Consider the following 24,743-nt stretch of genomic DNA (forward strand, 5'->3'; position numbering starts at 1 on the left):
TCATGGAACACACTAGCATTCTGCCACGAACCGAGCCTCTGCTCTCGCTCAGCCTAAGCTACTGATTGTTCGGCATTAATTCCAGGACCCGGCGAATGGCATGGTTCCTGCGCAGTCAGGCCGAGCTTCTATCACTTACTTCCCATCTGGAGACATACCGCCATGAGCACTTCCGCCACCCGCCGCGCCGCCTTCCGCGCCAAAGTCAATCAACGCCAGGGTCTGCTCGTGCCGGGCGCCTTTAACGCGATGAGTGCACGCGTGATCGAGGACGCCGGCTTCGAAGCGATTTACATCACGGGCGCGGGCGTCACCAACATGTCGCTCGGCCTGCCCGATCTCGGCTTCATTGGCCTCGCCGAAGTCGCCGAGCATTGCGCGCGGATTCGCGACGCGGTTGCCCTGCCGCTGATCGTCGACGCCGACACCGGCTTCGGCAACGCGCTGAATGTACGCCAGACCGTGCGCGTGCTGGAGCGCAGCGGCGCCGACGTGATCCAGTTCGAAGACCAGATCATGCCGAAGAAATGCGGCCACTTCGCCGGCAAGGAAGTCGTCAGCACGAGCGAAATGGTCGGCAAGATCCGCGCGGCAGTCGATGCCCGCGAAGACGGCAATCTGCAGATCATGGCCCGCACCGACGCGGCTGCGGTCCACGGCATTGAAGACGCGATCGAACGCGGTCATCGCTTTATCGAAGCCGGTGCGGACATTCTGTTTATCGAAGCAACCGAATCGCTCGCCGATATCGAGCGCCTTCCAGGACTGTTCGACAAGCCGCAACTGATCAACATCGTGATCGGCGGCAAGACGCCGGTGCAATCGCGTGAAGCGCTCGCCAAACTCGGCTACGGCATCGTGCTGTACGCAAACGCGGCGCTGCAAGGCGCGGTGCTCGGCATGCAGCGCGCGCTCGGCACATTGAAGAGCAACGGCCGCCTCGATGAAGACGCTACGCTGGTCGCGCCGTTCAGCGAACGCCAGCGCCTCGTGAACAAACCGCTGTACGACAAGCTCGACAAGGAGTACGCGGCGAAGGATTGAGCGGCAGTTCACCTGCTGGCGAAGACCGAACTGTTTCCGGCACCCATCCGCGCGCTCGCCGTCGGCTTGCCTTACGCGCTGACCGCTGCGATCCTCGCAGGTACGACCGGGTTTGTTGCGTTACGATTCGAGGCTAGCAGCCATGAGTCGTATCTCGACTGGTACGTCACCGTATGGTCTGCGATCCTGTTGATCGTCTATATCCGGATGCCGGAAACACGTTTTCGAAAGGTAGTCGCAAAAACATGAAGTCAACACGCGCTCTGAGTACGCGCCGGCGCAGCGGCGTCAGCGAATCCACACGCGGTGCGATGAGGAAGAGCTCATGACCGGCGGTGGCGCACGCAATTCGCACGTCGGCTGGCTGCCGTACATTGTGGCCGCCACCTTCTTCATGGAGTATCTCGACACCACGGTAATCGCCACAGCGCTGCCGCAAATGGCGCACTCGTTCGGCGTCGGACCGAACAGCCTGAGTCTGGGCATGACGGCCTATATGCTGGCGCTGGCGATTTTCATCCCGGTGAGCGGCTGGGTTGCCGACCGCTGCGGCTCGCGCACGGTGTTCGTCAGCGCGATCGGCGTGTTCACGGTGGCTTCGGTGTTGTGCGGCTTGTCGCAGAATGTGGCCGAATTTACAGCCGCGCGGCTGCTGCAAGGCATGGGCGGCGCGATGATGGTGCCGGTCGGCCGCCTGATCGTGGTCCGCAGTACGGAGAAGAGCCGCATGATGCAGGCGATCTCGACCATCACATGGCCGGCGATTGCCGCGCCGGTGATCGGGCCGCCGGTGGGCGGCTTCATCACCACGTATGCGAACTGGCGCTGGATCTTTCTGTTGAATGTGCCGTTCGGTCTGGCCGCAATGGCCATTGCGCTCGCGCTGGTGCCTAACCTGCGCGGCACCGAACGCAAACCGCTCGACGTCGTCGGGCTCCTGCTGAGCGCCACCACGCTGACGGCGATCCTGTACGGCGCCGAACTGGCGAGCCAGCCCGGCGAGAATCCCTGGGTGGCCGGCGCGGTCATCCTCGGCGGCTTGATGATGGGCGTGCTGGCGTTTCAGCACGCAAAACGTCACCCGCATCCGCTAATCGACGTTTCCACGCTGAAAATCCCGACTTTTTCCGTGACGGTGGTCACCGGCTCGTTCACCCGCATCGGCATTGGCGCGGTGCCGTATCTGATGCCGCTGCTGTTCCAGGTGGGTTTCGGCTTGTCGGCGTTCAAGTCGGGCCTGTTGTTGCTCGCGAGCGCGCTCGGCAATCTCGGCATGAAGGCCCTGACCACTCGCATCCTGCAACGCTATGGTTTCCGCATGGTGTCGATTATCGACGTAACGGTGGCCGGCATTTTCATCATTGCCTGCGGACTGCTGACGCCGAACGTGCCGCTCGTGCTTGTGTTGTTCGTCGTGTTCATTTACGGCGTGGCGCGCTCGATGCAATTCTCGACGCTTGCCACGCTCGCCTACGCGGACGTCTCACAACCGCAGATGAGCGCGGCCAGCACGCTATGGAGCGCCGCCGCCCAGATGACGATCGGTCTGGGCATTGCCTTCGGCGCCGTTTCGTTGCGCGCGGCAGCGGTCTTCAATGGCGAGACAAGCGGCCACGTTTTCACGCTGGACGATTTCCGTCTGGCGTTTCTGTTTGCCGGTGTGCTGACGCTGGTGTCCGTGACCGGTTACCTGGGCCTCGCGCGCAACGCGGGACAGAGCATCGGCGGCGGCTCGCGCAGCGTCGAGGGCCCGGCGAAAAGCTGACGACAACGCGGGCCGTGAAGCGGCAATGGAAGCGTGAATAGAAACGTAAAGAAAAACCACGCTGCCCTGCCGGCACTGCCTCCTTTGATTGCTGAACCAGAACAGGCGGAGAGACGCGATGCCAGCGAACGAGCTGACAATTTCAGACAACAAGGCCGATCTCGACATCGAGATGATCTATGCGTTCCTCTCCCAGCAGACCCCATGGGCGAAGGGCATGCCACGCGAGACGTTCGACCGGGCGATGGCCGGCTCGCTCTGTTTCGGCGCGTATATCGAAGGCAGGCAGATCGCGTTTGCCCGCCTGATCACAGACCAGGCGACCTTCGCCTACCTGTGCGACGTCTTCGTGCTGCCGGCCTATCGCGGCAAGGGATACGCTTCGGCGTTGATGAGGCACGTATTTGCCAGCCCACAGTTGACCGGTTTGCGCAGGATCGTGCTGGTCACGACCGACGCTCACCACGTCTACGAGCCGCACGGCTTCAAAGGACTGACGACGCCGGAGCGTTATATGGAACTGCACAATCCGGACGTCTACAAGACTGCTTGAGCGAAGCACGGGCGGCCGGACGCCGGTCCGGGCGTCACGCGGCCGAATAGCGGAAAAATCGCGCCCCTCGCGCGTATTGCTTGCGCGTCAGCCGTAGGCCCGCTCGCGCATCCACTTCGTCATGATCCATTTGTCGCCGCCGAGCACCGGCGCACCGCCGTGCAAGGTCAGCGGATCGAGTTGGCGCTGGCCGTTCATATAGCGGAAATACACCGCGCCGCCTTGTCGCGCCGCGACCGACATTCCCGCTTCCGGGAAAATCGTTTCGCCGCCGTCGGGCACGTCGTTCAGATAGATCACGAGGGTTGCCACGCGCTGGCCGCCCTGCGCGGTATGAACCGCGCTGCCGGCCTGATCGGGCGGAAAATAGTCGAAGTGCGGACGATATTCGCCGGTCGTGCCGTAATGCAGGATCTGCAGCCCCTCGCCGTTTTCAACCGGCCAGTTCATCAGACTCGCTATGCGCCGGTCCAGCCGCTCGATGAACGCGTCTTCCCCGCGCTGGTACCAGATGCCTTCGCTGGTGCGGTTACGGATTACATCTTCCTTGCCGGTGGCGGGATTGACCGTAGTCGAGCGCTTCAACCGATGCCGCGAGCGTTCGATCATCTCGTTGCATTCTTCGGGCGACAACACATCCGCGAACACGATTACCTGCGGCCGCTCGCAACGCATCAGCACGCGGACGTCGCGATCGTGCGCGCGGATCACATTGCCGCGCGCAACCGGCGGCGTGTCGTACTGGTAGGTTTGCGGCGCGGCTTTCGCCAGCGCGGCCTCGATCGCACCCGGCGGCGAGCCCCCCGCGTCAACCGGGTCCTTGCCAAACGCCCTGTGCACTTCCACGCGCGCGGCTTCCGTGGCGAAGCCGGCCTGCACCATCGCGTCGATCATCGAGTCGATGCTGCAACCGCGTGCCACATTGCTGCTCAGCCACGCTTCCCACGACGCATCCACTACCGGCATAGCATTCCCCGCTTGTTCATATCACGAAATACTGCATCAACTGGCCGGGCCATAGCAAGTCTGGATGGAGCGAAGCGGGTTGATGTCCGGCTGGTCTCCGGTTGATCTCTTAAGCGCTGCGCTGTCTGCGGCGATAGAGATCGAGGCCTTTTCTTGCCTGTGCCCTGATTGCGCGCTGCACGAAAGGGGTCCAGCCGAGCAGCACACCTTTGACGCCTAAAGCCTGACGGGTCCACCGCCAAAGGTCAAACGCATCGCGATGTTCGACGATGCGGCCCTCGCGAAACCTGAAGCGGGCGTCGATGCGGTTGACCACCGTGCGGCCTGTCTGACTGAAAGTGTAACGGGCCACCCAGTGAGCGCGACCATTATGCTCATCGGCTTCGACACCGTCGAACGTCAGCGAGAAGTCCTGCGCCCGCGCCACCAGCATGCGCCACATATCGCGCGCCTCTTCGCCGCGCAGCTCGCCAAAGGCCGGATCGCTGAAGACCACGTCGTCGGCGTAGCAGACGGCCATGGTGTCGGCGTCGCGCTGCTGGAACGCGGTGTAAAAACGCTCGATCAGTTCGGTATTGGGATGGCTCATTTGAAATGGCTCATTGCTTGTGCTGAAGCGTTGCCGGCCGTGGAGACGATCCGGAAAAGGAGCGCGCACCAGGACTTGAGGCGCGCAGGCAGCACACGATAGCGGAAAACGGCGCGGCCGGGGTGCGGCCTCTGTAACACTCGCGCCGCCTTTCGTTATATCCTGTCGAATATCACGGTATGCTTCGTGAAGCGCGGCTCGCCCGTCGCCCGCGCACGATGAAGCGAAACAAGCCAGCAGGAGCCAGCAGCGGTGCGTAATCCAGTTACAGCGCAACTTACAGCGGGACCCGCAGCGCCATCCACCTCGCGACCGATCGTGCGGCCCACCTCGGCCAACCCTTCGGGACGCGTTCCGAAGGATTTTTCGTCGACCATTGTTGCAGTCAAGTCGACGTCCGAACGAGGCCGCGCCGAGTTGATCCGCGATGTCGTCGATGCTTACCGGCGCCTTTATGGCAGCGTGCAGCGCTTCGTGTCGATGCTGACGGACGATCGCCTGAACTTCGCCTCGGTGGGCACCTCGGGTTCGCACTCATTGAACCAGTTGCTCTCGATCCTCGCCGACGAGGCCAGGGCGGCGGCGTTCGTCCGCCTGCGCGAGCTGAAAGCGTCGATTGAAGAGGCGCGCTCGGCCGAGCAGCTTCGCGACGCGATTTTCTCGGACGCCTATAGCAACGATCTGGCCGCGTTGCGCAAGGTGGTGGCGGAACTCGAACGGCTCGACACAGCCTTTATCGGCCTGTGCGTCGGGCACGTGCTGGATCGCCATAGCCACACATGAACGTTTTTATTTGCCCGGCGTTATATCTTTTCGAATATATCGAAAGCGACGCTTGCGTGGCGTGCATGACCTGCATGCCGAGCACGCAGGCTCAGCCAGCCTGACGCCAGAACCGGATTCGAGGTCCTCATGCACACGCCCCCGTTTCGCCTTGCCCAACCCTCGCGTCTCAAGCTGTCCAGCGACGAACTGGCCGGCACCGGCTTGCGCGCGGCCGATCCGTGCTGCACGCCCGCCAAAACGTCGTTCTCGAACACCAAACGGCGCGCGCGCCTCGCCGAGCTCGACGGCCAGTTGCATTGTTCGATCATCGGCACCTGTCTCAGCACACATGAGCTGCGCAAGCTGGTGCCTAAATTCACTACCCTCGACAGCCGGGACGCGAGCGATCTGGAGATTCATCACTCGGCGGTCGAACTCGCGATCGATGGCGGCGCGGGCGCCAAAGCCCTGCACAAGTTGCTCGACGAGCACTATGCGGCCGCGATCCGGCGCTTCGACAAAGCCGCCGACGAGGTCGAACTGCAGAAGCTCTGGGACGAAGCGCTGAAAAACGGCGACATCCCACCGGCTTACTGGGCGTTGATGACGCATCCGTATGCGAACCTGCACATCCGCCAGAAAGCGTTCGGCGAACTGCACATGCTGTCGCATCTGGTCGGCGCGGCGAATCGCGCGGACATTCGCAGGCTGGTTGCGCTCGAAGCGGAAAACGCCGAATTGAAAGAGAAAATCGAGCGGCAGCAAGCCCGTTTGCAGGAAATCAGCAGGCAGCGCGATGCGTCGATCGCCGCGCTCAATGAGCAGATCGCGCAGCTCACCGCGCTGACCGCGCGCCAGATGCCGACGGACCCCACGGACCTCGAAGCCGAAGTATCCAGACTGCGCGACAAACTGGCCGAGACCGACCAGCGGGTGGCCCTGCATACCAGCCGCCGCGAGGCCGCGGAGCAGCGGGTGCTGCAGGAGCGAGGCGCGGCGCTGGCGTTACGCAAGAGCCACGATCAGGCGCTGGCGCTCCTCAAACTGGTGCAAAGCGAATGTGATGCACTGGAGCGCGCAACGGTGGATGCCGCCCAAGGCCATGGCGCCGTCAGGATGCGGCAAGCGAGCCTGGACAGCGTACGCGGCAAACGGGTCGTGTATGTAGGCGGCCGCCCCGGCTCGAATGCCGCGCTCAAGCGGCTGGTGGAAGCCGCCGGCGGTGATTTCGTGGTGCATGACGGCGGCGTGGAAGATCGCAAGGGTTTGCTTGCCGCTGCGCTGCCGGGCGCGGATATCGTCGTGTTTCCGGTGGACTGCGTCGATCACGATTCGATGACGACGCTTAAGCGCGTATGCGAGCGCCATCAGATCGACTACTACCCGTTGCGCACGGCGAGCGTGGCGAGCTTCGTCGAATTGATGGACCGGCTGCGGCCCGAGCATCTTGCCCAGTTAGGTAATCCGCCGCCCTCGGCGTTTTGCCTGCGCCACGGTTGAGTTGCCGGTGGTAAGAGGTAGCCGCCAGCCGCTTACGCTTAAACCCGGACACTGAACCGGATAGCACTCCGACGCTTACGGGCGGATCAACCGGGTCAACTCGGCAATCTGTTTTGCGCAGCTTCGTTGCGCCTCGATTTCGACCTCGCGGTACAGACGAATAATGTCTTCGCCCACCGGCGTCAACGTGCAGCCGCCGCCGCTTTGACCGCCCTGCTCCGAATGGGTAGCGGGCACTTTGAGCGAGCGGTTCAACTCGTCGATCAGCAGCCATGCGCGCCGGTACGACATGCCGAGACTGCGCGCCGCCGCCGAGATCGAGCCGTGTTCGCGCACAGCTTCGAGCAGTTCGACTTTGCCGGGTCCGAGCGCAACAGCGTCGCCGCTCAGAATACGCATTCTGAAGCGCACTTCGGGGCGCGGTTTCGCGGATTTCGTCGCGGGTCTTGGTTTGGTTTTCGCGGTATCAGCCATGCGCGAAAGGATACACGAACCGCCTCGCCCTGCCACCCACGCTAAACGGCCTTCAATGGCCGCCGGGGAAGCAATGCCGGTAGTCTTCGCAACCCGGACAACCTGGAGCCGGGCCGGGCTCAAGCCCTAACGAAAGCGCGCGCTGCTGGGCAAGGAATTTCTTCCAGCGCAGATTGTCGACATTCAAGGCTACGAGCTTCGGGAAATAACGCGTCAGCATCCAGGTGACCTCTTCGCGGCCCGCAAGACCGAGGTCGCGCCACAGGTGATCGGGCCGCAGGCATGCGTGCGCGATGATCGAAGCAAGACAGTGGGCGTCGTCCGCGTCGACGGTGCCGCTGGCATGCGTGAGCAGGAGCGCGCGCAACGTGTCGACGAATGCCGCGTATTCGCCGGTGTCCACCGGTGGCAACGCGGATAGCGGCGCAAGCGCGGCCGCATGCGCGAAGTGCCGCGCCACTAGCGCGCGCCATGCCGGCTGCGGCAAGCCCAGCAGCGCGAGTTCGTGACGCACGTCGCGCACGGCAATCAGTCTGGCGAACAGTTGTGTATCGGGCGAGGCGGCGTCCGTCGCCCCAGCCAGCCACGTCGCCGCGCGCTTGGCAACCGGCTCATCGAGCGGCGTACGCAGCGGCGCGGTGCCGGGCACGGCACCTCCAACAGCAGGCGAAAGCGGTTCGTCAGGCATGGCGGCAACGCAATGGTGAGCAACGGACCATGTTACGCCAGTCGCCCAGATCGCCTACCCCAACGGCCTCAAAACATGCGCCTCGATACGGGCGAGTCGTTTGACATGGCGTGGGGCGGGCAGAATGTCCGAACCGGAAAACAGAATCGGCGCGCCGTCTTCGGCGTCGAGCGCGCGGCCGCCGCATTCGTATGCGACCAGCACGTTCTCGCCGATCGGGCTGTTGAACAACTCATGCCATGAAAACGTCACGACGTAACCATCGTGTCCGACGGCCACGAATACCGTGCGCTTGAACTCGCCCGGCACCTCGTTCGGCAGGCCCGCTTCCGAGAGCAAGGTCGTCAAACGCACGCCGCGGTATGGCTCGACGCTGCGGATAAAACGGTTCGTCGTATAGCAGCGCAGGTCGAAGGGCGTGGACAGCACGCTTTCGTACGCCTTGAGCCGCTCGAGGTCGAAAGACAACGGGCGCTGAAATCGTCCGCACAGGACGAGCGCGCATTCGACGGCAGGCGCGGCAATCTCATTCACACCATCCATATGCGTTTATCTCCAGCATTTCGTGTCTGAGCCGCTTGTTGGCTCGTTATGTCCGTGTGTATATTACGCTGCGATGATCGCCATGGGGCAAAAATGCGTCGGTACGCGCCGGCAACACGGGCGGCACCCGCTACGTGCGCACTTTCCCGCTCAATTAATCGATCGGACCAGGCGCGCAACGACGCACAACGCAAGGCGATGACGTCGTAATATATCGCTCTTAATAACGCATCGGGGTTAATCGCATGATTCGCAAGCTGCTGGCATCTTTCGTTGTCGTCACCGGCGTGGTGGCGGCCGCACCCGCCTTCGCGCAGGACAATACGGTCAACGTGCTGTACGCCGGTTCGCTCGTCAATCTGATGGAGCGCAGCGTCGGACCCGCCTTTGAAAAGGCGACCGGCCAGCATTTCCGTGGCTATGCAGCGGGCTCGAACAAGATCGCCAACGAAATCAAGGGCAAACTGCGGCGCGGCGACGTATTCATCAGCGCCAGCCCGAAGGTAAACACCAGCCTGATGGGCGAGGCGAACGGCAATCACGTGACGTGGTATGTGAACTTCGCCGAATCGCCGCTGATGATCGGTTACAACCCGCAAAGCAGATTCGCGGCGGACTTCAGGAGCAAGCGCTGGGACCAGGTGCTGCAGGAACCGGGCATCCGCATCGGCCGTACCGATCCGAAGCTGGATCCGAAGGGCGCCTTCACTGTCGAGATGATGACGAAGGCCGCGGCGCTCTACCATCAAGCGGATCTCGTCGAAAAAACGCTGGGCGACGCGGAAAATCCCGCTCAGGTTTTGCCTGAAGAAACGTTAGTAGGCCGTCTGCAATCCGGTCAACTCGACGCCGGCTTTTTCTACTCGACCGAAACCTCCGACCTGAAAATTCCGGCGCTCCGTCCGGCGCCCGAATTGCAGGCTAAAGCAAGCTACACGCTGACGATTCTGAGCGACGCCCCGAACCGCGACGGCGCGAGCAGCTTCGTCGACTTCCTGCTGAGCGCGCAAGGCGGTGCTCTGCTGAAGCAACACGGCGTCGATGTGATCAAGCCGACCATTACCGGCGATGTACAGGGAATGCCGCCTTCGGTCCAGGCCGTGATCGACGCGGCACAGTAAGATGGCAAAACCGGCGGTAAACCGGTCCGCCGCGCGACCGCTGCTGTGGCTGGCGGCGCTGCTTGCCGTGTATCTATGCGCGCCGTTTGTCGCGAGCGTGCCGCAACTCGGCGCGGCCGACTGGCCGCATGTCGACTGGCGCGCGGTGTGGTCGGCGGTCGGCATCTCGGCGGCGAGCGCCAGTGTGGCCTCGCTCGTGATTCTGCTCGGCGGCGTGCCGCTCGGCTATCTGCTGGCACGGTCGAACTCGCGCAAGATGGCGCTGCTCGGCTTCGTCGTACAGTTGCCGCTCGCCTTGCCGCCGCTCACGAGCGGCGTGCTGCTGCTGTTTCTGCTCGGCCCGTATAGCTGGGTCGGCCAGTTCACCGACGGGGCGCTGACGGATTCGTTTGCCGGCATCGTGCTCGCGGAAGTCTTCGTGGCCGCGCCCTTCCTGATCATCGCCGCGAAATCGGCGTTTGCCGCCGTGGACCCGGTGCTCGACGACGTGGCCGCCACGCTCGGTCACCATGCGGGCAGCCGTTTTTTCCGCGTGATGTTGCCGGTCGCGTGGCCGGCGATTCGTGCAGGACTCGCGCTCGCGTGGTTGCGTGCGTTCGGCGAATTCGGCGCAACGGTGATGGTGGCCTATCACCCGTACTCGCTGCCGGTGTATACGTACGTAGTATTCGGCGGCCAGGGTCTGCCGGCGATGATGCCCCTGCTGCTGCCAACGCTCGCCATTGCGATTGTTTGCGCGGCGCTGTCGGTCTATAGCGTTCGGCAGAAATCCGCGCTCGAACAAACCGAAAACGGCGACGACGCGCCGGAACCCGGCACGGATCTCACCGCCAGCCGGGGCGAGACCGCCGGCCGGCGTCTCGCCTTTCATCTGCAACGCCGCCTGGGCGCGTTCGAACTCGACATCGCGTGGACGCCCGCGACACGACGGCTCGCGATCATCGGACCGTCGGGCTCCGGCAAATCGCTGGCATTGCGCCTGATTGCGGGGCTCGAATCCAACGCATCCTGTTCCGTCCGGCTCGGCGCCACCGATTTGAGCCCGCTGCCGCCCGAGCGCCGCCAGATCGGTTATATGCCGCAAGACTACGGTCTGTTTCCGCACATGACGGTCGCGCAGCAACTCGCGTTTCCGGTCGACGCCGATGCCGCCAGCGCGCGTTACTGGCTCGAACACCTGGGTCTCGCGCAACTGGTCGCGCGCTTGCCGCATCAGTTGTCGTTCGGTCAGCGGCAGCGTGTGGCGCTGGCCCGGGCGCTCACGCGTCATAGCGAATTGCTGCTGTTCGACGAGCCGTTCGCGGCGCTCGATACGCCGCGGCGGCGGCGTTTGCAGCAGTCGTTGCGAGCCTTGCAGCGCGAGATAGCCGCGGTGACCATCATCGTCACGCACGATCCCGACGAGGCGGCTCTCCTCGCCGACGAAGTGCTGGTGGTCGAACAGGGCCGGGTGTTGCAAGCGGGTGCCATTGCCGCGGTATTCGAACAGCCGGCTTCGATGCGGGTCGCCGAACTGCTGGGCTTGCACAATGTCGGCGAGGGTTCGGTGACCGCCCCGGGTCGGATCGAGATCGGCAATGGTTTGACAATCGCAACGGCTCACGGCGACCAGGAGATTGCCGTTGGGCAACGCGTGATGTGGCGCATCTCGTCGCACGCCGTGCATCTTTGTCCCGATGGCGCGCATGCCGGCGTGGTCGAGGCGGTTGAATTACGGCGCGGCGAGCGGTATGTCAGGCTGAATATCGCGGGGGTACGGTTCGATATCGCCAACGGGGACACCCGCCTGCGCGAAGGAAGCCCCTGCCGGATCGATATTGACGAATCCGGCGTGTCGGCCTGGAAGCTCAGTTGACCCGCGGCTAATTCTCGCCCGCGTGAGCCCGCTTCCTGACGTCGGAAAACGCCGTGTCCACGAGCAGCTTTCCTGAATCGAAAACGGTGACGAGCGCCTCGTCCCAATCGCCTTCAACGGTGCGCTCGTCCCACGCCACCGGCAGCGTCGCCGTTCGATACTCGCCGGTGTGACGATTCTGCAGCAACGTAAGCCGCCCTTTCATCGACCGCTTGCCGGCATCCGTAACCGGATCCTTGTGGACGTCGTGCCATGCATCGCCAAGCCGGATGGCCGAACACTTCATGGCAAACCGCTGCGTATCGCGGTTGATCTGCTGCAACAAAGCACCGCCCATGCCGAACACGATGTTGTCCGCGGCGAAGCCGGCCCGATCCATGCCGGCAAGGATCGCTTCGATAGAGTCCGGATTCACACCGTCGCCCTGAATCACGCGGACGTTATTGAGCACGCGCCGCCCCTTGCCGTTCACTGTCGAACCGAACGAAGCCTCGAGTGCCTGCATGGTTTGCAGAACGATCGTCAGCGGATCGCCGGAATCCGGCCGGATCACCAGCGTGCCGCCCGAATCGAGCACCGCCTGCTTCAATTCCGTGCCCCATACCTTGAGCGCGGCAAACAGGTCGTAGGAATCGGAGACCACCGACACGATCGCCCCCGGCTTGCCGAACTTCGCGATCATGTTGCGGAAGGCGTCGGTTTCCCGCTCGCGCCCCCATGACGTGATCGTGCTGTGCTCGGCGGCCGGCACCGAGAACGCCGCCATCGGCTCGTTGTAGTAGTGGTTCGCGGCAAGCACGCCGAGCACCGTATCCGAACCCATGAAACTGACCAGATGTGCCGAACCGCCGATCGCCGCCGACTCCGCGCTCGACACGCCGCGCGCGCCGAAATCGTGCAGCTTGAACGGCAATTGCGTGAGGTCGTCGCTACTTTTCTCCAGCCAGGCGCGGATCGTTTTGCGCAGATGCCAGCTTTGCGTCGCGACCGTGATCGGATACCACACGCGCAGCAGCATGGTTTCCAGATACGAGGCCAGCCAGAACACCTGCGGATCGTCGCACTCGACCGTCATCAGCACATTGTGCGTGGGCACGACCGAGCCTTCCGGCACCGCGCGAATCCGCACCGGCAGATAGCCGCCGCGCTGCTCGACGATGTAACGCCAGCCGGCTTCGTTGAACGGCTCGCCGTGCGCCGTGAAAAACGCCTTCGCCTGGTCGATCATGGCCGCCGTAATCGGGCGGCACAGATACTCCTTGATCAGCATCTGCAGGCCGAAGAACAGCGTGCGGTCATAGCGGCCGCCGCGCGATTCGATGTATGAAAACATCGCCGACGCCTCGGGCGGATATTGCAGATAGTGCGACGCCTTGTAGGAATCCGTGTTGAGGATCGGATTGGACAGGATCGACGCCATGTCGTTGAACGGGTTGATATCGCTTTGCATGGGTGACGTTGCGCTGATGCGGCTCTCTCAAGGGTAATCGGACCGGCCGGGTATTTTGCCGCTTACGCCGTAGCCCAAACTACACCATACATCGTCAAAACACGCCCGGAATCACCCGGAACCGCACCTTACCCCGGTACGCCCGATACAGCTCGTCTTCGGACAGCAGCCGTTCCTCCCGCACAATGCGGCCAATCTGCAACGCAAACTGGCATCCGTAGACGATCACGTTCTGAATTCCGAAGTTCGCCAGCAAAAACCCGATATCCGTCAGGAAATACCCCAGGTACATGGGGTGACGCATGAACCGGTAAGCGCCGTGGGAGATCACCCCGCGATTGGCGGGCAAGATGCCAAAGGACCGGCTCAGCGACACCTTCGCAAACATCTGCCAGAAGATCCCCAGCAACTGCAATGACGCACCGGCCAGTTCCGGAATGAGCTGGGTCCCCGGCGACAGCCGCACGGCCAGAAAATAGAATGTTCCGCCTACCGAGCAAACGAACGCAAAAGGCGTCCAGTCACGTTTGATGGGCACCCGCGCAAACAGCGACAGGCCGAGAGTCATGAACGCGCTCACCACGAGCAGCAACAAGGTGATACGGGTGGGCGCAACAAGCCATTGCCTGACCGCCGCATAGGTAAAAATGCTCAGCATGAACCCCGCGGCGACACGCGCGGCGATTTCGACCGCCGCCTCGCGCCAGCCGCCGGCCGCCATCGCGCGGTCTTCCCCGCCGTATTCACCGCTGCCCTCACCGCTGCCCTTACCGCTACCCTCGCCGCCGACGCGAGCTGCCGCGCTGGCCGGCTCGCCGTTCGCGGCATTCTCGAGAGAAGCCTCTCTATCGACTTCCCCCGAGCGTGTGGTTTCTGTCATGCGTCACTCACTTCGATCTGCGAATTATTTTTCAAGTCTGCTGCATGAAGATTTCTGCTCCACCCGTGCCGCAGCGTAGCAGTCGCAACGGGCCGATGTCCATATCATGCCACGCGTCATGCCACCCGCGCCCGGATTCAGGCCGGGCGTGCGGGTTCCAGCGATCGGCCTGGTTCAGTGGCCCGGCTTCAACTGCGGCGGCACGTTAGGCCGCGCAGCGAACAGGCGGCCGAGCATGCCTTTGCGGGGCTCGGCGATGGCGGGCCACAGCATGTCGGCGAGCAGGCAGATGCCGCGCGCCAGCGCGCTGTCGTGGGCGGTGGTGACGAGCGGCACGCCGCGGTTGAGCGCCTCGTTGACCTGCTTGTCGTCGCGCGGAAGCTGGTGCGCGACCTTCGCGCCGAGGGTCTGTTCGAGGGTCGGCAGATTGATGCGAGCGTTCTTGTCGTATTGATTCACCACGACCCGCACCTTGCTGGGCGGATAGCCCAGTTCCCTGAAAATATCGAGCATCCGGCGGCCACCGTGCAGGTACAGCGGATTTTGCCGCACGACCATGCAGATCGCATCGCTGTGATCGAGCGCATGGATCGCCAACGGATTGAGGCTCTGGCCGATGTCGATCAGCACGGCGTCATAGCGCTCGCGCACCAGCGCGAGAATCTGCTCCAGTTGCGCGGGCAACATCGCGGCCGCCTTGAGCGGATCGCCGGCTCCCGCCAGCACGTCGAGGTTCGCGTGGACGTGCATCACGCAGGTATCCAGCAAAGCGGCGTCGAGACAGTCGATCTGCAGGCATAGATCGGCGAGCGTCACCGGCGGCGGCTTGTCGGCGAGGAGCAGGCTCGCGTCGGCGAATTGCTGACTGAGGTCGATCAGCAGCACGCGACGGTTACGCTGCGCGGCCAGCGACCAGGCGAGATTCACGGCGATCAGCGTCGTGCCGCTGCCGCCCTTGCACGATGCCAACGACACGATCCGCCCGGCACGACGCACGCCCGCGCTTTTCTTCCCGGCGATATGCGTGAGCGCCGCGGCAATCTCATACGCGTCCAGCGGCCATGACAGCACGTGCCGCACGCCGACACGCATTGCCGCGGTCAGCAGGGCCGCGGACGGCGCCGGCGTGACCAGCATGCAATACAACGCGGGCGAGCAGGCCAGCGCCTCTTCGACACCGTGCAACTCGCGCGCGCTCAGATCGACGTCGTCGACGATCAGCAGATCGGCGCTCCTGATTTCGCGGGCATGCACGCGCAATTGCCGCGCCGTGCCATAAGCGGTGCGCAAACGAAATACCACGCCGCTTTCTTCGAGGCGCGCGACGATATGCGGCGCGCGCTCCGCGCTGGACGAAATCAGAAAGATGTCGATCATGTCGGGCCTCCGCCGAACTGAAGCCTTCCGGTGGGTAAGGCCACGTCAATCCCGCTCCACTTTCAGACGTCGTCGTCGGGATCGGCTGGGTAGATGGCTGCGCCCCGATCGTGATCACGTTCGGGCAAAACCGGAATTTCATAGATCGCTTCGCGTAACACGTCGCGCTGAATCTCGGCCTGAGCCTTGCGTTTGATTGCCTCGGCGATCACCAGCGTGAGCAGATCGGCCGACGGCGCGGCGATCAACGACTGCTGTTGCGCAAAGTGCCGCGAGTAGAAGACGCCGGCGCCGTACGCCGTGTTCTGGTGATTCAGCCGCAATGCGGCCGGCTTGCTGATCGTTTTCATGACACCCCCGAATGAAGAGCCATTGCAAGGCCATCTCCAGGTAAGCCGTGCCCGCCTTGATGCGCGGGCACGGCGCCCAGTTCTCCTCGTAGCGTGTGCCCCTCTGTGGAGACTCAGGCCATTCCTCCCCGCTTCGTCGCGCCGGCCGTACGGACCGTGCGCTGCCCCTTCCCCGCTGCCGCTTCCCTATTCTTTGCTTCGCATGCCCGTAATCTGCCCGAGCACGGTATCTGTCGCTATGACGATCAGCCTCGACCGTTCACTTTCAAATCCGTCCAGTTCGACGGATAAAGTGGCGAGGTCAATGCTTCACGTCGTCCGGTGACGGAATGACCGATACTTCGTATCGCTCATTCGCCCCGTTTTTTTGACGTCCGTTTTTCAGTGGCCCCGCCGCACCCTCGTAAGACACATTGGCTTCCCCGGCCGCGCTTACGAAGACAAGTTTTGCCGCTGGGCTCCAGTTGCTGTTTCCCCGTGCATCCGGAGCCTGGCGGCAATCAATCTGCTTGTGAGACTCCTATTGCAATGGCTGTGCCATGCATCATCAATCCCTTGCTGGATGGAGTATTTGCTGCAACGCACCGCGCCAGGCCGGGTCACGCGGCACAGCTTGATTCGGATTTGACACGCGCCGGATTCAACGGCTAACGCAAGGCGGAAGGATCTACCTGCGCAGGCCATCGGCGCACTTTTTATCGGCCCCTTTCCGGCCACGCTTTGCGGCGTGCACCGGTCAAATATGCCGACGCTTCGGGCCACAAAACGGCTTTCGCAGCCGCTGCCCAAAATGTCGCAAGCTTGAGACGCGGTAATGCCTGGAAATTCGACGACGCGTCATTTATTGCCTGATTAACAGCATGAGATTTGCGGTCACTATGTGGTCTTACACTCACAGCCGGGCTTGACCTGCTATTTTTGAACGGCACGCCGATACGTTCCGGTGCGAAAAACGCTTCCTGATCCGGAATTGTTTATATGGCGCTCCAAAGCGCTTTCGCATATCGTTAGGCCATGCGCCGCTTAGAGCGCCTGTGCCAGGCCACCGAGGTAATAAACGGCTTTTTGTGATTCGGGGATGAAATAGTCAGGCAGTTTCAGCGGTGAACACTCATTCTGCTGCCTGTCCGAAATGCAGCGCTCGGCGGCTCACGCCGCTCCAAGTCCCCGTCATTGCCGCTACCGTGAATTTGCCACTGCCGGTCTGTCCAATTCGTCGAAAGCCGTTCTGAGAGAAGCAACGATCCGGGGGTAACATGAATACGATTAGCGCACCTGTCGACAGCGAACGCACCGTTCTGTACGTGTCGAGCGCGCCCGATCAGAACCTTGCCCACTTCCTGGCCGCATCGGGCTGGCAAGCAGTGCACGCCAAAAGCACGGCGATCGCCGAGCGCATGATCGAGCGCGCCAATATCAAGGTCGGCCTCGTCGAATTGCCCACGGACTGCACGTCCCAATACCTGTCGGCTCTGGCCTCGTGCATGCGGCGCGTCGAAACCAACTGGGTCGCGCAAATCGCGCCGGGCCAGTCGGAGAACGAACTGGTTAGCCGCTTTATCCTCGATTACTGCTTCGATTTCGTGACCCGGCCCTGGTTGAACGAACGGCTCGTGTTCGCGCTCGGCCATGCGCACGGACTGTCGAGCCTCAGGCACGCGCCGGTCGTCACGGAACCCTCGCTCGGCCGGCACGGCATGGTCGGGCAATGCGAGGCGATGCAGCAGTTGTATCGCCGGATCGACAAATGCGGCGTGACCGATGCGCCGGTGTTCGTCGCAGGCGAATCGGGCACCGGCAAAGAACTGACCGCACGGGCGATTCACGAGCGCTCGCCGCGCGCGGGCCGGGCGTTCGTCGCGATCAATTGCGCCGCGATTCCGCCGAGCCTGCTGCAAGCCGAATTGTTCGGCCACGAACGCGGCGCCTTTACGGGCGCGTTGCAACGCAAAATCGGCCGCATCGAAAGCGCCAACGATGGCACCCTGTTTCTGGACGAAATCGGCGACATGCCGCACGAGTGCCAGGCGGTCCTGCTGCGTTTCCTGCAGGAAGGCACCATCGAACGGCTGGGCGGCAGCGGACCGATCAAGGTCGACGTGCGGGTGATTTCGGCAACCCATGTCGATCTGGACCGCGCCGTCGACGACGGCCGTTTCCGCTCCGACCTGTATCACCGCCTGTGCGTGCTGCGGCTCGTCGAGCCGCCGTTGCGCGAGCGCGGCGGCGACATCAAGCTGCTCGCCAACTACGCGCTCAGCATGTACCGGCAGGACGGCGCGCGCAAACTGCGCGGGCTCTCGAGCGACGCGATCGTCGCCATGTCGAACTATCCGTGGCCGGGCAATGTGCGCGAGCTGATCAACTGCGTGCGCCGCGCGGTGGTGATGAGCGAGGGCCGCTTTATCACCGCGAGCGACCTCGGCTTGCCGGAAACCGACAGCGGGCCGGCCGTGACGCTCGCGGAGATCCGCAGCAAGGCTGAAAAGGACGCCATCGAGCACGCGTTGCAGCGGCATGGCTACAAATTGTCCGACGCCGCGGCCGAACTCGGCATTTCACGCGCCACGCTGTATCGCCTGATGCATGCGAACCGGCTGCATCAGGAACCGGCGGTCGGGCGTGCGCCGAATGCCAACGGCGGCACGGATGCCGACGAGGAGGCGGAGCGGCAGGCGCCGTATCTGGTTTGATTTTGCCGGCCGCCTGAACGGGCGAAGCTGCGTAAGTCTGGCGGCCCGGGCCGGGTGCGCCGGACGCGCCGGGCAGGATGGTTATCGCGGTCCAGCGCGCCAGAAGTCGTAACCGCCTATCGGATCTCCGCTGGCGTTGCTATGCTGAAAGCCGTTCATCCACCCGGGAGTGGACTTGGCCGATCCGCACGCTCCGGCGCTTGCGCGCCGCCCTTCCTCCGTCCTTCCGGCCCAGGCGAGTCCGTGCGACACGCTTGCCATCCACGCTCAGCCCCTCGGCCTCGGTCCTCCCTGCCGGCGCAAAAAGCTCGTGCTTGCCGCGACTATCCTTGGTTCGAGCATGGCGTTCATCGACAGCTCCGTGGTCAACGTCGCGCTGCCCTCGATCCAGACCGAGCTGGGCGCGAGCGTCGCGGCCATCCAGTGGGTGGTCAACGCCTATCTGCTGTTTCTCGGCGCGTTGGTGCTGGTGGGCGGCTCGCTCGGCGATACGCTCGGCCGCCGCACCGTGTTTATCGCGGGAATCGGCGTGTTCACGCTAGCGTCGATTGCTTGCGGCCTGGCGCCGGACGCCCGCGCCCTGATCGCGGCGCGCGCCGTGCAAGGCATCGGCGCGGCGCTGCTGGTGCCGAGCAGTCTTGCCATTATCGGCGCGGTGTTCGACGACAAGGAACGCGGCCGGGCAATCGGCACCTGGGCCGGCGTCGGCGCGATCACGTCGGCGCTCGGACCGGTGGCGGGCGGCTGGCTCGTCGACGCGTTTTCGTGGCGGGCGATTTTCTTTCTGAACGTACCGGTTGCGTGCGCAACCATCGCGCTGGCAATCGTCGCCGTGCCGGATAACCGGCGAAAAGACGAGCCATCCGGCCCTACCTCCACGCTCAACGGGCCCGCGCCGCCGAGACTCGACTGGCGAGGCGCGGCGACAGCCACCGCAGGACTCGCCGCGCTGACCTACGGCCTGACCATCGCCGCGGCGCGCGGTTTCGGCGATCACCGGGTGCAGGCTTTGATCCTCGCGGGCATGCTGGTGCTGGCCGGCTTTGTCGCGCTAGAAGCGAAGTCCCCTGATCCGATGATGCCGCTCGACGTGTTCCGTTCGCGCAACTTCACCGGCGCGAACCTCGTCACGCTGCTGCTGTACTTCGGCCTGGGCGGCGCACTGTTTTTCCTGCCGTTTACGCTGATTCGCGCCTATGGCTACAGCGCGACGCAAGCCGGCGCCGCACTGCTGCCGGTGCCGGTCACGATCGGCGTGTTGTCGCGTTTCACCGGCGGGCTGACGGGCCGTTACGGCGCGCGGCTCCTGCTGGGCGTCGGACCTGCAATCGCGGCGCTCGGCTTTGCCATGCTCGCGCTGCCCTGGGTACGCGGCGAATACTGGCGCGGCTACTTTCCAGCACTGGTCGTGCTCGGACTCGGCATGACGATTACGGTCGCACCGTTGACGACCACCGTGATGACCTCCGTACCGGCCGCGCGCACCGGCGTTGCGTCAGGCATCAATAACGCCGTTGCCAGGGTGGCGAGTCTGCTGGCGATCGCCGTGCTCGGGATCGTGTACGTGTGGTCGCACGACGCGGCGCTCGACGCGCGGCTCGACGCGTTGCATGTGCCCGACGCGGCACGCCAGACGGGACGCCTGGCGCAAACGGGCCTGGCGCAGGCAGGTAGCGATGCGGGGGCCGCGCCGTCCGGTGTTGCGCGGAGCCCTTCGCATGCCGAAGTGAACGCGGGAATGACCGAAACCCGGACCGAGACCCGGACCGAGACCCGGACCAAGACCGGCGCCCAAACCCAGGCCCAGACCGAGGCGTTGGGTGCGGCGCTGCGGGCGGTGGCGCTGGTGTCGGCGGCATGCGCGCTGGCCGGCGGGTTGCTCGCGGCGTTGACGATCCGCTCGCAACATGGGCCCTAGCGAGGCCGCGCTATTTCCATCGACAGTTCAGAAGGCGGTGAAACGTCGTGGTCAGCCGGTCGCCATACTGGCAACTGGTTACCTCAGACCATCACTGCCACCCGATCGGGAGCCTGCACATGATAATTACCTGCTTCATCCGCTATCAGATCGACCCGTTCCAGCGCGAAGCCTTCGACGAGTACGCTCGCAACTGGGGCCGCATCATTCCCCGCTGCGGCGGCCATCTGATCGGCTACTTTCTGCCCCATGAAGGCACCAACGACATCGCCTGGGGCCTGATTGCATTCGACAGCCTCGCCGCCTATGAAGCCTATCGGGCGCGTCTGCGCAGCGATGCGGAAGCGCGGGAAAATTTCCAGTTCGCGCAGACGAGGCGCTTCATTCTGCGCGAGGAGCGCACCTTCACTGAAGTGGTGGAAGGCACGCTAGGGGTGGCGGCATCGGGCGCGGTGGACGCAACGGAATAAGCGACGGGTACGCCGGCGGGTTCGCGACGGCGTGGTCGTCGGTGTCGGTGCCAGCGACGGCATCGTCCGACAGGCAGGCTTTTTGCTGGCGGACGTTACAATCCGGACCATCTGGCCGAGCTTTCGCATGGCCACCGAAAGCCGTCACGGATGGAACTTGTACGATCAATCCCGTGTCGGTTCAAGGTCACGCCGCCGAACCGGTTCACGCGTCCCGGCACCACCGTCCGAAGCTGGTACCCCGCTTTACACCCTATGCGCAAAATACTTCAAGCCTGGCTTTTCCTTTTTCTCATTCTGAGCACCGCGCCGGTCTTTGCCGCCGCGGTGCAACCCGCCGCCGCCTCCGGGGCATCCGCCGCCGCGCTTACCCTGACGCCCGAACAGGCCCGTCAGGCCCTCAGCGTCCTCAATGACCCCGCCCGCCGCGCGCAAGTCAGCGACACCCTCCGGGCGATCGCCGCCGCGGGCGCCCTCAGCGCTCCCCCTGCCTCAGCGGCAACCGCGGCTTCAGCGCCGGCTGCGGCCAGCAGTGCCGCCGCACTCGTTCCAGCCGCATTCCAGTCCAATGGCCTTGCCTCGCAACTGGCGCGTCAGGGTGCGCATTGGGCCGTGCGCCTCGGCGCATCGCTGCGCACTTCGCTCGCCGCGCTGCTTGACGTCGCCTCGGTGCGCGCCTGGTGGCATTGGCAATCGACCAACCCGCAAGCGCGCAGCATCCTGGGCCAGGTGACGTGGTCTCTGCTGGCGGCGCTGCTGCCCGCGTTCGGAATCGAATGGCTCGCGCGCCGCCTGCTGCGCCGCGCCTACAAGGCCCTCGCCGCACGGCGCGAACAGGCGGCCGACGACGCCAATGCGCCGCCCGCCGATGCGCCGGGCGCATCCGCCAGCACGCCCACGTCCTCGCCCACCAGCGGCAAAGCCATCGAGGCCAAAGGCAAGCAGCACGCCGCGCATCACTGGACGCTCCTGCAGCGTCTGCCGCGCGCGCTGCTGACCGCCGTGCTGCGCCTGTTGCCGCTGGCGATATTCGTCGCCACGGCAAGCGCGCTCATGTCGATCTTCACCACCGACGGCACGCCGCAGGACCGCGCGCTCGATTCGATCATCGACATCTATGTACTGTGCCGCCTGATCGTGATCGGCAGCGGCTTCTTCCTGCAACCTACCGCGCCACGCCTGCGTCTGTTGCGCATGGGCGATACGTGGGCTGTTTTCTTGCAGCGCTGGATCGTGCGGATCGTTGCCGTGGTCGGCGCCGGTTCGGCGATCGCGGAGATCGCGCAGTCGCTCGGCCTGAACGATGCGGCGCATCTCGCGCTGATGAAGGTGGTCGCGCTCGCCGGCCACATCATGATCTCGATCCTGATCCTGCGTTGCGCAAAGCCGGTCGGCGACCTGATCCGCAAGCGCTTCGCCGCGAGCAAGTCGCTGGAGATGTTCGGCCACGCCCTCGCCGACGCATGGGCGTGGTTCGCCGCGTTTATCGTCATGGCGCTCTGGTTCATCTGGGCGCTCGACGTGCAGAACGGCTATCACACGCTGCTGCATCTCGGCGGCATTACGCTGGCGATCCTGGTCGGCGCGCGGGTCGTCGCGATCGTGATTTTCGGCGCCATGGCGCGGCTCTTCAATGTCCAGGGCGATACGGCAAAGTCACTCGTGCAGGAGCATGCTTACCGCTATTACCCGCTGCTGCGGCGGATCGTGTCGTGGATTATCGGCATCGTCACCGCACTCGCGCTGCTGCAGGTATGGGGTGTCGACGTGGGCGAGCTGTTCCAGACCGGTTCGATCGGTCATCGGCTGGCTTCGGCGCTGGTCACGATCGGGGTCGCTGCGGGGATCGCGCTGGTGGTGTGGGAAGGCGCCAATGTGGCGATCGAAAAGCGGCTGGACCGCTGGACCACGAGCGGCGACCTGGTGCGCGCCGCGCGTCTGCGCACGCTCCTGCCGATGCTGCGCAGCGTGCTCTTTTGCGTGATCGCGCTGGTGGTAGTGCTCACCGGACTGAGTGAGATCGGCGTGAATATCGGCCCGCTGCTGGCAGGCGCGAGTATCTTCGGCGTGGCGCTCGGCTTCGGCTCGCAAAAGCTGGTGCAGGATTTCATCACCGGCATGTTCCTGCTGATGGAAAACGCCATGCAGGTCGGCGACTGGGTCACGCTCGCGGGCGTGTCCGGCACGGTCGAGTATCTGTCGATTCGTACCGTGCGGCTGCGCGGCAGCGACGGCTCGCTCTATACCGTGCCGTTCAGTTCGGTTTCGACAGTGAACAACACCAATCGCGGACTCGGCAATGCGGCGGTGAAAGTGAATATCGTGTTCGGCGAAGATGTGGATCTGGCAATCGCCACGCTGAAGGAAATCGGTGCCGCGCTGCGCGAGGACGAGAAATACAAGGACGGCATCCTGTCCGACTTCAGCTTCTGGGGCGTGGATGGCGTGGATGGCTCGGCGGTAACGCTGGCCGGCCAGATCCAATGCCGCGACACCGCGCGCTGGGGCGTACAGCGCGAATTCAACCGGCGCATTCTCGATCAGTTCAACGCGCGCGGCATCGCCATCGCAAACCCGCAACGGCATTTGCTGACGTGGGACCCGGACAGCGTGGCGGCCAAAGTCGAATCGAACGGCACGCCGCATGACGCTCCCAAGGCCGCACCGGAAAGCCAGGCGCCGGCAACGCCGGCAGCCGATACCTCGCTGAAAACAGCGGCCGACTCAAAGGCCGACTCGAAGGCCGACGCACCGCTCGACGATCAACCGCCAGCCGACCCTAAGCCGGCCGGTGGCCCAGGAACGCCAGCAAATCCTGGTTCAACCTCTCCGCATGCGTGAAGTAGAGGCCATGGCCGGCGCCTTCGTAGACGTTCAGCGAAGCGCCTCCGATCAGCGCCGCCGTGGGCCGGCCGGTCAATTCGAGCGGCGCTGAGGCGTCGCGGTCACCCTGCACGACCAGCGACGGCACGCGGATGCGGGCCAACTCCGCGCGAAAATCGGTGACGGTCTGAACGCGGGCGAGTTCGAGCATGGCCTGATGCGAGGTTTGCAGCATCATGCGGATCGTCCAGTCCAGCGGTGCGCGCGACGTGCCCGATCCGAAGTAAAGCGCGGCATTGGCCTCGATCCAGTCGGGGAAAGAGCGCCGCAGCGCAACGCGGCCTTGCTCGAAAAGGGCGGCGTCGATCCCGTTCGGGTTGTCTTCGGTTTTCAGCAGATACGGCGTGGCGGCCGGCGCGATGAACGCAACCCGTGCCACACGTTCCGCCCCATAGCGCGTCAGGTAGCGCACCACTTCGCCGCTCGCGATCGAATGCGCAACCAGCGTCACGTTGCTTAGATCGAGCGTGCTCAGTACGCTATCGAGATCGGCGGCGAGCGTGTCGAAGTCGTAGCCGCGCCCCGGATCGCTCGAACGGCCGTGGCCGCGGCGGTCATAAGCGATGCAACGGCAGCCGAGGCGCGACAGCGGCTCCATCTGATAGGCCCACATGTCCGAATTCAGCGTCCAGCCGGACAGAAACACGAGCGGCGTGCCGTGCCCCCAGTCGCGGTAGAAAAGACGCGTATGGTCCGCGGTGCGGACGGTGTTGGGTTCGTCGGTGAGATACGGTGCGGTTGCGTTCATGAGAGCCTCTTTACCTGGAGTCGCTGGGTCGGAATCGTTGTGCCGTGCCGCCACTTTGCCTGGCGGCGGTACGCAGGTCGATTACCTGGGAGGTAAAGAGATCGGCTTATG

21 protein-coding genes are annotated in these 24,743 nt (G+C 64.0%); 11 read left to right on the plus strand and 10 right to left on the minus strand.

Annotation, left to right across the window (positions count from 1 at the left end; all coding sequences use genetic code 11):
- Positions 1-162 precede the first annotated feature (162 nt).
- The 3 genes from HWX91_RS08010 (at position 163) to HWX91_RS08020 (ending at position 3,362) form a co-directional block, all read left to right on the plus strand.
- Positions 163-1,044, plus strand: coding sequence for an isocitrate lyase/PEP mutase family protein (locus HWX91_RS08010; protein WP_028194614.1), 882 nt, complete (start codon positions 163-165; stop codon positions 1,042-1,044).
- Between the two features lie 325 nt (positions 1,045-1,369).
- A complete protein-coding gene (locus HWX91_RS08015; RefSeq protein WP_028194615.1) occupies positions 1,370-2,809 on the plus strand; it encodes an MFS transporter in 1,440 nt (479 codons plus the stop codon).
- Positions 2,810-2,927: 118 nt separating this feature from the next.
- The gene (locus HWX91_RS08020) at positions 2,928-3,362 is read left to right on the plus strand and encodes a GNAT family N-acetyltransferase (protein ID WP_028194616.1); all 435 of its coding nucleotides are present in this window, start codon (positions 2,928-2,930) and stop codon (positions 3,360-3,362) included.
- Between the two features lie 87 nt (positions 3,363-3,449).
- Here HWX91_RS08020 and HWX91_RS08025 read toward each other — a convergent pair whose 3' ends face one another.
- Entirely contained in the window at positions 3,450-4,328 is an 879-nt protein-coding gene (locus HWX91_RS08025; RefSeq protein WP_028194617.1) for a 2OG-Fe(II) oxygenase, read from the minus strand.
- 109 nt (positions 4,329-4,437) lie between these two features.
- Complete coding sequence (locus HWX91_RS08030) at positions 4,438-4,917, minus strand: nuclear transport factor 2 family protein (RefSeq protein WP_028194618.1); 480 nt, start codon at positions 4,915-4,917, stop codon at positions 4,438-4,440.
- Positions 4,918-5,169: 252 nt separating this feature from the next.
- On the opposite strand from HWX91_RS08030, the gene HWX91_RS08035 reads away from it, so the two are divergent.
- Positions 5,170-5,700: a hypothetical protein gene (locus tag HWX91_RS08035; RefSeq protein WP_244144026.1), complete on the plus strand. Its 531-nt coding sequence runs from the start codon at positions 5,170-5,172 to the stop codon at positions 5,698-5,700.
- Positions 5,701-5,829: 129 nt separating this feature from the next.
- A complete protein-coding gene (locus HWX91_RS08040; protein ID WP_028194619.1) occupies positions 5,830-7,182 on the plus strand; it encodes a DUF2325 domain-containing protein in 1,353 nt (450 codons plus the stop codon).
- Positions 7,183-7,257: 75 nt separating this feature from the next.
- Here the strand turns inward: HWX91_RS08040 and HWX91_RS08045 are convergent, their stop codons facing one another.
- The 3 genes from HWX91_RS08045 to HWX91_RS08055 all read right to left on the minus strand — a co-directional run bounded on the left by HWX91_RS08045 (position 7,258) and on the right by HWX91_RS08055 (position 8,887).
- On the minus strand, positions 7,258-7,656 hold the full coding sequence (locus HWX91_RS08045; protein ID WP_244144027.1) for a winged helix-turn-helix domain-containing protein: 399 nt from the start codon (positions 7,654-7,656) through the stop codon (positions 7,258-7,260).
- 52 nt (positions 7,657-7,708) lie between these two features.
- On the minus strand, positions 7,709-8,305 hold the full coding sequence (locus HWX91_RS08050; protein WP_375792428.1) for a nitrogen fixation protein NifQ: 597 nt from the start codon (positions 8,303-8,305) through the stop codon (positions 7,709-7,711).
- A 93-nt stretch (positions 8,306-8,398) separates the two neighbouring features.
- Entirely contained in the window at positions 8,399-8,887 is a 489-nt protein-coding gene (locus HWX91_RS08055) for a molybdopterin-dependent oxidoreductase (RefSeq protein ID WP_028194622.1), read from the minus strand.
- Positions 8,888-9,132: 245 nt separating this feature from the next.
- Here HWX91_RS08055 and HWX91_RS08060 point away from each other — a divergent pair, with 245 nt between their 5' ends.
- Positions 9,133-10,008 (plus strand): extracellular solute-binding protein, encoded by an 876-nt coding sequence (locus HWX91_RS08060; protein WP_028194623.1) that lies wholly within the window; start codon positions 9,133-9,135, stop codon positions 10,006-10,008.
- Position 10,009: 1 nt separating this feature from the next.
- Positions 10,010-11,863: an ABC transporter ATP-binding protein/permease gene (locus HWX91_RS08065; protein WP_028194624.1), complete on the plus strand. Its 1,854-nt coding sequence runs from the start codon at positions 10,010-10,012 to the stop codon at positions 11,861-11,863.
- A 7-nt stretch (positions 11,864-11,870) separates the two neighbouring features.
- On the opposite strand, the gene HWX91_RS08070 is transcribed toward HWX91_RS08065, so the two are convergent.
- The 4 genes from HWX91_RS08070 to HWX91_RS08085 form a co-directional block, all read right to left on the minus strand.
- Positions 11,871-13,313: a nicotinate phosphoribosyltransferase gene (locus tag HWX91_RS08070; protein WP_028194625.1), complete on the minus strand. Its 1,443-nt coding sequence runs from the start codon at positions 13,311-13,313 to the stop codon at positions 11,871-11,873.
- A 94-nt stretch (positions 13,314-13,407) separates the two neighbouring features.
- On the minus strand, positions 13,408-14,193 hold the full coding sequence (locus HWX91_RS08075; RefSeq protein WP_375792429.1) for a methyltransferase family protein: 786 nt from the start codon (positions 14,191-14,193) through the stop codon (positions 13,408-13,410).
- A 174-nt stretch (positions 14,194-14,367) separates the two neighbouring features.
- Positions 14,368-15,570: a CpaE/TadZ family protein gene (locus tag HWX91_RS08080; RefSeq protein ID WP_028194627.1), complete on the minus strand. Its 1,203-nt coding sequence runs from the start codon at positions 15,568-15,570 to the stop codon at positions 14,368-14,370.
- Positions 15,571-15,632: 62 nt separating this feature from the next.
- Complete coding sequence (locus HWX91_RS08085; protein WP_042273981.1) at positions 15,633-15,920, minus strand: hypothetical protein; 288 nt, start codon at positions 15,918-15,920, stop codon at positions 15,633-15,635.
- A gap of 1,256 nt (positions 15,921-17,176) precedes the next feature.
- Here HWX91_RS08085 and HWX91_RS08090 point away from each other — a divergent pair.
- The 4 genes from HWX91_RS08090 (at position 17,177) to HWX91_RS08105 (ending at position 23,842) form a co-directional block, all read left to right on the plus strand.
- Positions 17,177-18,613 (plus strand): sigma-54-dependent transcriptional regulator, encoded by a 1,437-nt coding sequence (locus HWX91_RS08090; protein ID WP_028194628.1) that lies wholly within the window; start codon positions 17,177-17,179, stop codon positions 18,611-18,613.
- 175 nt (positions 18,614-18,788) lie between these two features.
- Positions 18,789-20,531: an MFS transporter gene (locus tag HWX91_RS08095; protein WP_028194629.1), complete on the plus strand. Its 1,743-nt coding sequence runs from the start codon at positions 18,789-18,791 to the stop codon at positions 20,529-20,531.
- A 119-nt stretch (positions 20,532-20,650) separates the two neighbouring features.
- Positions 20,651-21,001, plus strand: coding sequence for an NIPSNAP family protein (locus tag HWX91_RS08100; RefSeq protein WP_028194630.1), 351 nt, complete (start codon positions 20,651-20,653; stop codon positions 20,999-21,001).
- A gap of 255 nt (positions 21,002-21,256) precedes the next feature.
- On the plus strand, positions 21,257-23,842 hold the full coding sequence (locus HWX91_RS08105; RefSeq protein WP_028194631.1) for a mechanosensitive ion channel family protein: 2,586 nt from the start codon (positions 21,257-21,259) through the stop codon (positions 23,840-23,842).
- Here HWX91_RS08105 and HWX91_RS08110 read toward each other — a convergent pair.
- Positions 23,781-24,632 carry an alpha/beta fold hydrolase gene (locus HWX91_RS08110; RefSeq protein WP_028194632.1) on the minus strand — a complete coding sequence of 284 codons (852 nt, stop codon included), beginning with the start codon at positions 24,630-24,632 and terminating at the stop codon, positions 23,781-23,783. The genes HWX91_RS08105 and HWX91_RS08110 overlap by 62 nt on opposite strands.
- Positions 24,633-24,743: the final 111 nt, after the last annotated feature.

It is taken from the genome of Paraburkholderia fungorum (assembly GCF_902833645.1).
Classification (GTDB): Bacteria; Pseudomonadota; Gammaproteobacteria; order Burkholderiales; family Burkholderiaceae; genus Paraburkholderia; species Paraburkholderia fungorum.